Here is a 12,598-nt window from a genome sequence, read left to right on the forward strand (position 1 = left end):
TCATCATGACTGACACCAGTGCACCATCTCTGATATCCGATTCCGTAGCCCACGGCGCCTTTCTCCCTCTGGATGTCTACTTCGACGACCTCGACCCCTACGGGATGCTGCACAACTCCCGATACACCGTTATGGTCGAACGTGCCTGGAACACATATGCATTGAGTCTGGGCTTCGGAGCACCCGACGAGGCTGTACCGACGCTCTATGTCGTCAAGGCGGTCTCCATCGTGTTCGACCTTCCTTTGACCGGCAATGGGGCAATCGCTGTCCACCTCTGGACCGAACAGGTGGGACGCACATCGGCAACGATCGGCTTCCGCGTATGCAGCCGTGATGGCAGCAGCACGTACGCACACGGGACGCGGACCATCGTGAACGTCAGCGGGGAGACGATGCGACCCACCGAGTGGTCCGAGAGCCATCGAGCGGGTTTCGAGCGAATCCAGGGCCCTGGAGCCTGAAGAGACCCACATCCCGCATGTGCGGCTGACTGAGACCTGTAGCCCAACTGCGTTCTCACCGTCTGTCACGTGCCATTCGCATCACGCGATGAGGAAACGGCAAGCATGAAATCCGGCACCGTCGGGGTACTTCGCGCGCAGGGCCGCGCATGACTGGATCATGCGTCGAAGCTGCGGTTCAGCTCCGCCCAACTGTCGAGGAGGGCGAGGCGCACTTCAGTGGTGCCAGCCCGGTGCCGGTACAACGTTGCCTGGGTCGCGCAGGGCAGCCCGGAGCTTTCCGACTGGTTCGCAGACGCTCTCAACAAGCGCGCAGGCCACCCGGATCTCGTCGAGGTGCCGCGGACTGCCAGTCGGACTCCCCCGTCTCCGTCCGAAAGTACGCCCGCGTCTGGTCCGCCGGCGCAGGCGGTCCTCGTCATGGCCACCTGGACAGCGGCACACACCCAATACGATGCGGATCGTCCTGCCACTGCCCAACTCCAACTCGCCGTGCCGCCCGGGCTCAGCCAGGCCCTCTCCACGCCTTGGCGGCTGAGTACTGTCAGCTGCACCGATCCCGATGCCTTCCACCTCGACACAGTCGCCTTCCACGGCCCTGGCCCGTTTGTCCAGGTGGGGAAGCCCACTGCCACCTGCAGCCTCGACCTGCACCGGGGAGCCCTACTCATCGCGGCCAGTGACGGCTGGAGTGCGTCAGTGAACTGACCCCTGCGTGGTCAATCCGCTTCCTCGCGGTCCTTGCGCCGACGGAGGTCGGATTCTCGCCCTGTGAGACTTCCACGGGCTTGCGGAGCTGGACGTCTCCTCGTAGTGGACCTGGTGTCATCTCTGACATCGGCGAATCGCCACGCTCGAACAGGGCGAAAGGGGACCAGGACGTCGCGGAGTGGCTGCCCCCGTACACGGCCGCGCGCCGCGCGTACCTGGTGCACTGGGTGACGGTGAAGACGCGCCGGCAGCCGGCGGTCGACGACCTCGAACGAGACCCCCTGGTGCGGGAGCCGTCGCTCTGCCCGGACGTTCCGATCGTCACCGCGCCCAGCGGACGCCTCTGTGCCGAGCTGACCTGTCCAACAGGAGCGCCGCGTCCGGGCTGCCCGGGCTGCCCGGGAGGCGCGGGCCCCGGCAGGACGGGGTGGGCATCACCGACATCCGTGTGGGACAGCTGCCCCAGGACAGCTTGAACTGACCAGATCACTCCGTCACGGGCAGGCACTCGGCGAGCAGGTCGACGACGTCGCGCCAGGCTCGCTGCGCATGCCGTGGGTGATAGCCGACGCCGGGGACCGTGGGGTGGTCGACCGTCGGGTGGTGGAAGGCGTGCAAAGCGCCGCCGTAGACCGTGAGGCGCCAGTCGACGCCAGCGGCCTGCATCTCGGAGGTGAACGCGTCCCGCTGTGCAGGCGGCATGATCGGGTCTTCCGACCCGACGCCGACCCACACCGGGCAGCGAATGCCCGCTGCCTCGCCCGGTCGGCCCGTGGTCAGTGCGTTGACTGTTCCGATCGCGCGCAGGGTGACGCCGTCGCGCCCGAGTTCCACCCCAATGGCGCCTCCGGTGCCGTAGCCGATGGCGGCGACCCGGTCGGGGTCGGTCCGCGGTTCTGTGCGCAACACGTCGAGTGCCGCATGGCCGATGCCCCGCATCCGGTCGGGATCAGAGAGCAGTGGTACACAACGGGCCAGCATCTCCTCGGGGTCGCCCAAATAGCGCCCGCCGTGAAGGTCGAAGGCCAGCGCCACGTATCCCAGCTCGGCGAGAGCATCGGCCCGGCGGCGCTCGACGTCGCTGAGCCCCATGCCCTCCGGTCCGAGCAGCACCGCGGGCCGGCGGTCGAGACCTGCGGGGACCGCGAGATGCCCGATCATCGTCAAACCGTCGGCCGGGTACTCGACCGTACGCGTCGTGATCCTCGTCATGAGACTGGACTGTAGTGATCGTCGAGTCCGGTCGGCCTGGGGTTCGCCGCTGGCAGAACAGCGCGGGGACCCCTCTGAAATGCGGCGGTGACTCACAAGACCCGTCACAACCCCATTCCCACGGCAGCACCCGCCCCGGCACAACGCACGACATAGGTTCCGGAGTCAACCCCCGAAGGATTTACGGAGCCGACCACTAAGGAAATGGTCTCCTGGCCTTCAGGATCATTCCGAGTGCGCTGATCTGCGAGCGCGTGGCGGCTCGGCCGACGCTGTGGTGTCGATGAGGCGCTACACGTGTCTCCGTAGTCGACTGTGGCGACGACGGCCTGCCGGGCTTCGCACCCGCCGGGCGCAAGCGGAGGCCAGGCACATGTTCCCGTACTCCCGGGAGCCGGATGAAACACACTCCGCCGGACCGGGTGCCGAGGCCGCGGACGGATCTCTGGTCCACGCGGGCACCGTGTACAACGGCCAGGGGTTGCAGCCCGGTGGCTCGTTCGTCGTGCGGCGCGAGGTGACCACCGGGCAGCCGATCTGGGTTTTCCGGACCGACAGACCGGCCACCGATCTCGACTGCGACACGCCGACCGTACATGTCACGTACGACGACGGCGAGATCGTCGCGCGGGATCTCCGCGAAGGTGCCGTGCGCTGGCGCAGCCATATCGCTGTTGCCGGAGTGCGCGCCGTCCGGACGGCATTGACCGTCACCGGGCCAAGGCGGTTGCTCATCGGCACCAGCGACGGGCGACTGCTCGACTGTTCGACCGGATGGCGGAGTTACACCCCAGGACGCCGTCGGCCGGCAGTGGTCCCCACCGCACCGGTTCGGGGGTACACCAGCGGACCGGCCCACACCGCGGCCTGCCAAGAGCCCTGCCCGAGCCGGCCCACCCACACGGCGGACGTGGCGCAGCGCAGCACCGGCCCGTGTCCGTCGCACGACAACGTCCCAGCCGACCTGGTCCCGCCCGTCCGTCAGCCGCCGTTCAAAAGGCAGTTGACCCCACTCCACCTCGCAGCACAAACATGGCCGGCTGGTGATCAAGGGGCACACGCTCGCACGCATCGTGCGCGCCGGCCCCGTCACCCTGGACGCCCGGGCCCAGCGCAAGTACGGCGGACCTACCGGACACTGCAGAAAGCGGAGAACTCCGCTTGACCGGAGCCTGTGCAGTGCACCTGCTCAAGGCCGTCCGCTTCCCCACAGCTGCACCGTTCGATCGGCACAGCTGCGGCCGACGGCCGAGCGCTGTCATTTCTCGTGAGCATCGAACGTTGCACGGTCCGGGTACCTCCCAGCCCACTGAAAACAGCCGCCCATACCCGTGAACAAAGCCAACAAGGCGTACCGGCCGCGGAGCACCCCCGCTGTCCTTCGGGACGGCGGAGGCGCGTTCGTGCCTCCAGGGCTATCGCTGCCTTCGGTCCCACTTCGCCCATTCGCCCGTCTTGGGGTCGCGAGCGCTGTAAGGGCGGCCAGACTCTTCAGTTTGGCCGGTCACGCCGATCCTCTTCCAGGCACGTACGGCACCCCACACGAAGGCGCCTGCAAACACGACGCAAACGCCCGCCATGGCCGGGTCATGGACCTTGCCAAGTGTCATGAAGAAGACAAGTGCCCAGAAGCACAGGAACAGCGCGAGGACATTCCACAGAACCTTGCCCCAGGGACCGAGCGGCGCCGGGGGTGTGGGCCGGATGCCCTTGGCTCTTCGCCACGCGCCGGACACACCGAACCCGAGACCAACAAGGATGGGCGCGGAGACGATGAGCACGTCGAGGGCACTGTTCTGGCCGTCGAAGAAGAGGAAGGCCATGACGGAGACTACGGCGACAATCGCCAGGCCGAGCACGGCAGTACAAATGGCCCAGGGTATGGATCTCATAGCGACACAGTAGCTTTGGCTGACCTGCGGAGATGAGCCGCCCATTCTGTTCGGGACAGTACCTGCGGTCAGCACTTCGGCTTGGCGGCTTCGTGACGAACGCGCCCAGCCACGGGTGCACCACGGGGTTGCGTCCTTGGAAGTGGTGTACGGATTCCCACCTGATTCGGGTGTTTGTCCCGGCGTCGGGGTGAGGGTCCGGATATAGAGACGTCCACCGGCTCATCTTCGAGATGTCTAAGAGGTCCCGACAAAGGCGTTGGACGTGTCGGTGGGTCCCCATTCTGCGTGGCGTCGTCAAGGCTCTGGCTGGGCGGGCGCGGACGGCATAGGCGCATTCCCGCAAGCGGAAGGGAAGGCACAAGCTGCCTGCGGCACCGAAGCGTCCGCCCTGTTCCGCAACAACGCCGGGGGCGAGGCCAGCTGCCGGCGACTGCCGAACGAACTGGTTCGAATCATACGCCTTCAACGTAGACGAAAGAGCTGGTTCGTTCGGTAGTCTCGCGGCATGCCCAAAGACTCCAGCGCCACCAAGGCACGCATCCTCGAGGCGGCCTACCGCGAGTTCGCCGCTTACGGCTTGGCCGGCTCCCGTATCGACCGGATCGCCGAGAACGCAAAAGCGAACAAGCGTGCGATTTACGAATACTTCGGCAAGAAAGAGGAGCTGTTCGACCTTGTGGTCGCGGAGCGCCTGGGGTTCGCCGTGGAGAGGGTGCAGGCTTCCTTCGAGGATCTCCCCCAGGTGGCCGGTGCCGTCTTCGACTACTACGCCGCCGAGCCCGACCGAGTGCGCCTGACCCTGTGGCGTCAGTTGGAGCGACCCGCCCCCACCCAGCCGGAGCTCGACTACTATCAGCAGCGCCTCGCCATGCTGGCGGAAGCGCAACCAGGCCAGGCGCTCGCGCCCGCCGATCTCTACGCAATCAACTGGGCCATCCAGCACGTGCAGGCACTCACTCCACTGGGCCTGCAAGTCGCCGACGGCGGCGCGCCATGGTCGGCTGATCGATGGCAGCAATTGAGGGCCGCGGTGGTCACCGCTGTCAGCCGGATCGTCCAGGACGAACCCTCGAAGCCCTGACAGCACGTCACATCGCAGCTGCCCTGGTTCCGGTAGACCTCACCCCGCACGCCTGCGCTCTGCCTCACAGGCATCTGCAGCGCACTCGCCGCTTGTTGATGTGCCGGATCGCGTCGAGCAGCGCGAGGACGCACCGCTCGACGCGGTCGGCGATGCCTTTCCACGTTCGGCCGTCACGCCGTTCGCTCGGGCCACGCCTTGGGTGCTTCCTCCTCAGGCCTGTGAGCCCTGGGCGAGCACTGCGAGGTGATTCCACTTCTCCCATTCGGCGAGACGCTGGGCGTATGCGGCCTTCGCCAACGTCAGCGGCCCGTCCCCGAGGAAGAGCCGCAGCGGCGGTTCGCTGCTGTCCACCAGTTCGAGAATGGCCGGTGCGGTGGCGGTCGGATCACCTTGCGGGACGGAGGCGCCAAGGGCTGCTCGTTCTTCGGTCAGAGCCTCGTACGCCGGGGAAGGGTGTGCCTGGACGGAGGAGGAGCGGCCCCAGTCCGTTGCGTAGAAGCCCGGTTCGACCATGGTGACTTTGATGCCGAAACCGGCCACCTCCTTGGCGAGTCCCTCGCTCAGGCCCTCCACGGCGAACTTCGTGGCGTTGTAGAGCGCGAAGAGAGGCCATGCGACGACTCCGCCGACACTGGAGACGTTGATGATGTGGCCCGTCCCTGCGGCTCGCAGGTGCGGTAGCGCGGCCTGGGTGACCCAGAGCGTGCCGAGGACGTTGGTGTCCATCTGCCGGCGGGCCTGCTCCTCGCCGATGTCCTCGACGGCGCCGAACAACCCGTAACCGGCGTTGTTGACCACGACGTCGAGCCTCCCGAAGTAGCTGTGCGCGCGGTCGACGGCCTCAACCGCGGCCGAGCGGTCGGTGACGTCGAGCGGCAACGGGAGGAGCCGGTCGCCGGCCTTCTCGCGCAGGGCCTCCAGTGCCCGCGTGTCCCGTGCTGTCGCCGCCACGAGGTCACCACGACTCAAGGCGGCTTCGGCCCAGATACGGCCGAACCCCCGGGAGGCACCGGTGATGAACCACACCTTCGTCATGACGTGCTTTCCTCTTCCGTCGGTCACTGCAGCTCCGGTCGCAGAGTGCTGTCCGGGCTGGTGGGCAAGCCTGTGTTGCGGTGCTTCGGGACGCCGTCGATCGCGCGGGTCCACCCGGAGACGGGTGCGCGCCGGTGCAGGTGCTCCACCCCTGATCAAGGGCCTCGCCCGAGCGGCTTCGCCACCGCACCGAACGAACTAGTTCTGGACAAACAGCGTCGCGGTGCATAGGCTCCGAACTAGTTCGTTCGGTACAAGGTCATCGCCGATCAAGGCGCGACCGCACAAGGAGGGACGCTCATGTCCACATTCACGCCGGCCACACCCCTGACGGCCACGATCGCCGGCCAGGCCCATCCCATCCGGGCCGGCATACCCGTGATCAATCCGGCCACCGGCGAGGTCTTCGCCTCCGCCCCGGACGCCACGGCGGAGGACGTCGACGCCGCGGTGAAAGCCGCCTACGACGCGTTCGCCGCCTGGCGGTCGGACCCGGCCGCGCGTCGGGCCGCCCTGCACGCCGCCGCTGACGCCGTGGGGGCGGCGCAGGACGAGATCGCGCAGATCCTGACCGCCGAGCAGGGGAAGCCGCTGGCCGAGTCGGCTCGCGAGGTCGCCACGGCCGCCGCCTACTTCCGCTACTACGCGGACATGGAACTCCAGCGCCAGGTGCTCCGTGACGACAAAGAGGCCCTGGTGCACATCGTGCGCCGCCCGCTCGGACCGTCCGCGATCATCACGCCGTGGAACTTCCCGCTGATCATCGGGGCCGGAAAGATCGCTCCGGCACTGTCCGCCGGAAACACGGTGGTGCTCAAGCCCTCGCCGTACACACCCCTGTCCTCGCTGAAGGTCGGAGAGGTACTGCGTGGCGTACTGCCGCCCGGCGTGTTCAACGTGATCAGCGGCGGCAACGAGGCCGGCGCCGCCCTGACCGAGCACCCGCTCATCCGCAAGATCAGCTTCACCGGGTCCACCGCCACCGGAAAGATCATCGCGCGCGTCGCCGCCGACGATCTCAAGCGCACCACGCTGGAGCTCGGCGGCAACGACGCGGCGATCATCCTGGACGACGCCGATCCGGCCACTGTCGCCGCGGGCCTCTTCCCGCGCGCCTTCCACAACACCGGGCAGGTGTGCGTGGCCCCCAAGCGCATCTACGTCCCCGAAAGGCTGCGCGGCGCGGTCGTCGAGGCATTCGCGGAGCTGGCCCGCACGGCCAGGGTCGGCGACGGCACGGACCCCACGACACAGTACGGTCCGCTCCAGAACCGGCCCCAGCGCGACCGTATCGCGGAGTTGGTCGACGACGCCGTGCGCCAGGGGGCGACCATCGCCGCCGGCGGCGGCCCGATGGAGGGCAACGGCTACTTCTGGCAGCCCACGATCCTGACCGACGTCAGCGACGGCGTCCGGATCGTCGACGAAGAGCAGTTCGGGCCCGCGCTGCCGATCATCGGCTACCGCGACACAGAGGACGCGCTGGCCCGGGCCAACGCGACCCACTTCGGGCTGGGCGGCTCGGTCTGGGGCAGCGACCCCGAGCGGGCCGCCGCCGTGGCCGAGCGCGTGGAGGCCGGCATGACGTGGGTGAACACCCACACCGCCGTGGCCTTCGACCAGCCGTTCGCCGGCATCAAGTGGAGCGGCGTCGGCGTGGAGAACGGCCACTGGGCACTGGAGGGATTCACCGATCTGCAGGTCATCCACCAGGCCGTCTCCTCCGATTCGGTGGGACACCGCTGAGCGCAGGCCACCGCCCGACAGCGGCGCACGCAAGACGGTGCCGCGCGCATCCGAAGGCGACGCGCGGCACCGTCTTGCGTCCTCCCCCTACCGATTCGAAGGACAAGCCACATCATGAGAAGCCTCCAGCGCACACCCGGCACCCGCATCCGCGGCACTGGCACGACGGACACCGCTCCCGCCGCAGGGCTGGTGACCGTTGCCCTGGCCTTCGCGGGACTGATCACATCGATGGCCCAGACGGCCGTGGTCCCCCTCATCCCACAGCTGCCGCACCTGCTGGACGCCTCCCCCTCCGGTGTGGCCTGGGCAGTGACCGCCGCCCTGCTGACCGGAGCGGTCGCGAACCCGATCATCGGGCGCCTCGGCGACATGTTCGGCAAGCGCCGCGTCCTGCTGTGGACGCTGATGGCCCTGTTCACCGGTTCCCTGCTCTGCGCGCTCGGCGACTCACTGCCCGTCGTGATCACCGGTCGTGCGATCCAAGGGTGCTCGCTGGCCGTGATCCCTCTGGGCATCAGCATCCTGAGAGAGGTACTGCCCGGCGCCCGGGTCGGCACGGCCATCGCGCTGATGAGCTCCATGGTCGGCGTCGGCAGCTCATTGGCCCTCCCGGGAGCGGCCCTGCTCATCCGCGGCGTCACCTGGCACCTGCTCTTCTGGGTCTTCTCGGCCCTGTCCCTGGTGGCGCTCGCAGGAGTGCGAGCCGTCGTGCCCCCGTCGTCCCGCCCGGCGTCGGCCCCCAAGATGGACATCAGCGGAGCCGTGGGACTCGCCGTGGGCCTGGTCGCCTTGCTGCTCGCGGTGTCCGAGGGCGGGGCCTGGGGCTGGACGAGCCCTCCCGTCTACGGCCTGTTGGTGGCCGCCGCAGCAGTACTCGCCTGGTGGGGCCGGTGGGAGTGGCGGCAGCCGCATCCGCTGGTGGACCTGCGGGTGTCCTCCCGTCGGCAGGTGCTCGTCACCAACGTGACCGCGGTCCTGGTGGGTTACGCCACCTACGCCCTGGCGTACTCGATGAGTCAGCTACTGCAACTGCCCAAGGGCACCCACTACGGACTGGGCCTGTCGACGCTCGCCAGCGGCCTGTACCTGGCGCCCCCCGGGCTCGTCATGCTGCTGTCCTCACAGCCGTCGGCGCGCCTGTCCGCACGGTTCGGCGCCCGCACCACCCTGGCGACGGGCTGTGCGGTGGTCACGCTCGGCTGGCTGCTCGGCCTGCAACTCACCCACACCGTCTGGTGACTCGTGCTCACCGCCTGCATCATCGGCGCCGGCGTCGGGCTGGCCTACTCGACGATGCCCCTGCTGGTCATGACCGCCGTACCGGCTACCCAAACGGCATCCGCCAACGGCCTCAACACCCTGATGCGGTCACTCGGTACCTCTTCGTCCGGGGCAGTGCTCGGCATGATCCTGACCACCAACGTGACCGTCTTCCACGGGACTCTCGTCCCCACGCAAAGCGCCTTTCACGCGGTGTTCCTCAGCGCGTCCGCCGCCTCCCTGCTCGCCACCATGACGGCACTGCTCCTGCCCCGAAGGGGCTGAACAGCGCAAGAGACATCTTCAGGGCTGGTTGGGCCCGGGGCTGCGGGCCTTGTCCCACCGCGAGTCGGCGGGGATCATGACGGCGTGCAGCGCCAAAGGGAACTCCACGCACTACTCGCACGCGCCGGGCTCACGGTCGTCGAGAACGTACGCCCGGGCAGCATCTTCCCGCCGGAGGCCGGCCGACGGATCGCCCGGGGAATCGCGGCGCCGGACGGAGCGGCCCGCCAAGCACTCGATCCGGAATGGTGGCACCGTCTTTGCGATGCCGACGGTGAGTTCCTGGTAGCCGTCCTCAGGCACCGGATCGGCGGCAACGACGCGTGGTGGACCCGGGTCCGGCACGCAGGGAGCGGCGTGCCGGAGTTGACCGGGGACCCCGGGTTCGTGGCGCTCTCCCTCGACGGGCAGGTGCTGCTGGCCGAGGTGCCCGGCGCGGACGGACCTCGGGTGACGGCCCTCGACCGACTGCCGGAGCGGCTGGAGGAGGCCGCCGCGGCCGCCGGGCTCGAGACGGAGGCCGAGCGCGCCGAGGTGTGGGCGGCGGTGCCCGGCCTACCTGCCTGGCCGCTGCACTGGGCGGAGGGGATCGGGTCCAATCCGGCCGCGACGGACGAACTGCTGATCCGGCTGCTGGATGTAGAGGAGGGCTTCCTGCACGGATGCGACCGGCCCGCCGTCCTCGACGCCGCCGTGGCGCACCCTGATCCGCAGGTGCGGTCAAGGCCGGCCGACACCTTCCGGCCCAAGCTCACCTCCGACCAGTGGATACGCGCGATTCGCTCCGAACCGTCGCCGGACCGGCGCGTGCTCTGGGCGGAGCACGCCGGCATCTGGGGCGCCGAACTCCCCGAGGACCTGTACGACGACCTCCTGGCCGGCCCGTCCCGCGCGCAAGCCGCCGAACTCCCGGGGCTCCCCGCACGGCACCTCCCCGCCTGGCGGCCGACACCGATCCCCGGGTGCGGGCCGCGGCCTGTGCCCGGTGGCAGGACCTGGCTGCGCCGCTGCGGGAGCGGCTGCTGGCCGACACCGAATCCGTGGTGCGAACGGCCGCGCTGCTCGCCCACCACACCGGGATACCGATCCCTCGCAACGTTTTCGCCACCCTGCCCGACCCGCAGCGCGCGCTCGAACGGTGCCGCCTCGCGCCCGAACTGGAGGCAGAGCTGGTCCGGGACACGGACGCGGAGGTACGCAGGGCGCTGGCCGCCAACCCGGGCCTGAGCACACACGGCGTCGCCGTGCTGGCACAGGACCCCAGGGACGACATCCGCTCCGTGGTGGCGCTGCGCCCCGACCTCACCGAGAAGCAACGTGCCTCGCTACGCCACGACTTCGACCCGACGTTGATGTCGCGGACCCTGCCTTGGGTCGAAGACCTGCACGGTGACGCCGACGCGATGCGCCGCCTCGCCGCGTCCTCCCACCCGCTGGTCCGCCGCAGCGTGGCACGAGCCCGGCACCTCCCGCCGGATGTCGTGGCGCGCCTGGCGCAAGACGAGGACCGCGTGGTCCGCCTGTTCCTCGCCGAATCGTGCGAGGACGCGCCGGCCGACATGCTGCTGGAGGTCTGGCGCTGGTGGGACGGCAGCTTCAGCCACCCCGGCCGGCCCCGCAGCCACCCCAACTTCCCCCGCACCGGCCTGCTGCGCCACATCGCCGACCCCAGCGGGCGGATGCGCCGCCTGGCCCTGGACGATCCCGAGTCGACGCCGGCCGACGTCGCCCGGCTGGCCCGGGATCCCGAAGCCGAGGTGCGCCGCCGCGCAGCTGAGGACCCCCGGGTGTCAGCGGCCGATGCGGTGCGACTGCTGAACGACCCGGACGGCTCTGTCCGCAGCGCAGCGGTACGCAATCCGCGGCTGCCGGCCCGCGTCCTGGCCGGACTGCTGCACGACCGCGACACGGCAAGCGCAGCGGTCACCAACCCGGCGATCCCGGTCCCCGTCCTGCACCGCATCCTCACGGTGGCCGCGGCAGCCGTAGCAGCCAGACGCTGAACTGAAACACCCACACCCGGCACGAAGGCCGTGCCGGTCCGACACCGAACGCGGCACACCAACCGGGTCATGCCTCAGAACGGGAGATCGTCCCGCCAGGAACCGCTCGACAACTGGGACATCGCCCACTCTGCTTGCGCGCGGTCCCCCGTCGCCGAAGGCGACGGGGGACTCTTCTCGTTGTCGTAGGAGTGCGAACGGACGTGGGCCTGAGTCGCTCTAACCTGCGGAGCAGAGGCCGTCGTTCGGACAGAACATGACCCACGTGCAGTTGTAGCCTGCGTGCACCGTCACGGGGTTCGGGTCGGGGCCGAAGTTGATGGACGACCCCGGGTCGGGCACGGCCGTGAAGGTGACAGTGGTGCCAATCTCGAAGCTGGCCGTACAGGTGCCGGTCGGGTACGGCTGGGACTCGTTGGTCGCGTACGGGTCCCACGCCGCCTGGTGGCAATTGATTCCGGCGGGCTGGCTGGTGATGGTTCCGCCGCCCCAACCGTCGCTGACCCAGGCGGACAGGTCTGCGGTGGAGGCGTGAGCCGGCGTGATGGAGAGGATTGCGGCTGCCGTGGCGAATGCGGTGGCGAGTCCCGTCGCGCGCCAGGCGCTGTGCCTGCTGTTACTCATGGGGAACTCCCTCGGATCGAACGTTCCTCGACCCGGCTAGCACCCTACGCCCCTTTGGCCAATATGCCTTGAGATCGGAAAAAATGTTAACTAATAGTCATTTCCATCTGATATTGACCACTCCGCCCCAATAGCGGACCTGGTTTGGCGATTCCGTCTTCGACACCACCTCACGCGTCGACGGAACGCGAGGAAGTGTTCGGCTTTGCGTTCGTTGCGGCGGTGAAGTCGGCCGCACGTGATCCCGGCTCGGGACTGTAGATCGTTCGGTGATCC

Annotated in this window: 11 protein-coding genes; 7 read left to right on the plus strand and 4 right to left on the minus strand. The window is 68.7% G+C overall.

The window, feature by feature from the left end:
* Positions 1 to 5: 5 nt before the first annotated feature.
* Positions 6 to 464, plus strand: coding sequence for an acyl-CoA thioesterase (locus tag ACIP64_RS37740; RefSeq protein ID WP_401596329.1), 459 nt, complete (start codon positions 6 to 8; stop codon positions 462 to 464).
* A gap of 1,197 nt (positions 465 to 1,661) precedes the next feature.
* Here ACIP64_RS37740 and ACIP64_RS37745 read toward each other — a convergent pair.
* On the minus strand, positions 1,662 to 2,387 hold the full coding sequence (locus ACIP64_RS37745) for a dienelactone hydrolase family protein (protein WP_401596332.1): 726 nt from the start codon (positions 2,385 to 2,387) through the stop codon (positions 1,662 to 1,664).
* A 1,415-nt stretch (positions 2,388 to 3,802) separates the two neighbouring features.
* The gene (locus ACIP64_RS37750) at positions 3,803 to 4,279 is read right to left on the minus strand and encodes a hypothetical protein (protein ID WP_401596335.1); all 477 of its coding nucleotides are present in this window, start codon (positions 4,277 to 4,279) and stop codon (positions 3,803 to 3,805) included.
* A 508-nt stretch (positions 4,280 to 4,787) separates the two neighbouring features.
* Between ACIP64_RS37750 and ACIP64_RS37755 the strand changes: the two genes are divergently transcribed.
* A complete protein-coding gene (locus tag ACIP64_RS37755; RefSeq protein WP_401596338.1) occupies positions 4,788 to 5,363 on the plus strand; it encodes a TetR/AcrR family transcriptional regulator in 576 nt (191 codons plus the stop codon).
* A gap of 213 nt (positions 5,364 to 5,576) precedes the next feature.
* Here ACIP64_RS37755 and ACIP64_RS37760 read toward each other — a convergent pair whose 3' ends face one another.
* Positions 5,577 to 6,401: an SDR family NAD(P)-dependent oxidoreductase gene (locus tag ACIP64_RS37760; RefSeq protein WP_401596341.1), complete on the minus strand. Its 825-nt coding sequence runs from the start codon at positions 6,399 to 6,401 to the stop codon at positions 5,577 to 5,579.
* Positions 6,402 to 6,701: 300 nt separating this feature from the next.
* Here ACIP64_RS37760 and ACIP64_RS37765 point away from each other — a divergent pair, with 300 nt between their 5' ends.
* From ACIP64_RS37765 to ACIP64_RS37785, 5 genes are all read left to right on the plus strand, one after another.
* Positions 6,702 to 8,147: an aldehyde dehydrogenase family protein gene (locus ACIP64_RS37765; protein WP_401596344.1), complete on the plus strand. Its 1,446-nt coding sequence runs from the start codon at positions 6,702 to 6,704 to the stop codon at positions 8,145 to 8,147.
* 114 nt (positions 8,148 to 8,261) lie between these two features.
* On the plus strand, positions 8,262 to 9,389 hold the full coding sequence (locus ACIP64_RS37770) for an MFS transporter (protein WP_401596346.1): 1,128 nt from the start codon (positions 8,262 to 8,264) through the stop codon (positions 9,387 to 9,389).
* 3 nt (positions 9,390 to 9,392) lie between these two features.
* Positions 9,393 to 9,695: a hypothetical protein gene (locus tag ACIP64_RS37775; RefSeq protein ID WP_401596349.1), complete on the plus strand. Its 303-nt coding sequence runs from the start codon at positions 9,393 to 9,395 to the stop codon at positions 9,693 to 9,695.
* Positions 9,696 to 9,779: 84 nt separating this feature from the next.
* A complete protein-coding gene (locus ACIP64_RS37780; protein ID WP_401596351.1) occupies positions 9,780 to 10,922 on the plus strand; it encodes a hypothetical protein in 1,143 nt (380 codons plus the stop codon).
* A 17-nt stretch (positions 10,923 to 10,939) separates the two neighbouring features.
* Positions 10,940 to 11,698, plus strand: coding sequence for a hypothetical protein (locus ACIP64_RS37785; RefSeq protein WP_401596353.1), 759 nt, complete (start codon positions 10,940 to 10,942; stop codon positions 11,696 to 11,698).
* Positions 11,699 to 11,917: 219 nt separating this feature from the next.
* Here the strand turns inward: ACIP64_RS37785 and ACIP64_RS37790 are convergent, their stop codons facing one another.
* A complete protein-coding gene (locus tag ACIP64_RS37790) occupies positions 11,918 to 12,322 on the minus strand; it encodes a hypothetical protein (RefSeq protein ID WP_401596356.1) in 405 nt (134 codons plus the stop codon).
* Positions 12,323 to 12,598 lie beyond the last annotated feature (276 nt).

Origin of the sequence: Streptomyces sp. NPDC088733, from assembly GCF_044751185.1 — a bacterium.
Lineage (GTDB): Bacteria > Actinomycetota > Actinomycetes > Streptomycetales > Streptomycetaceae > Actinacidiphila.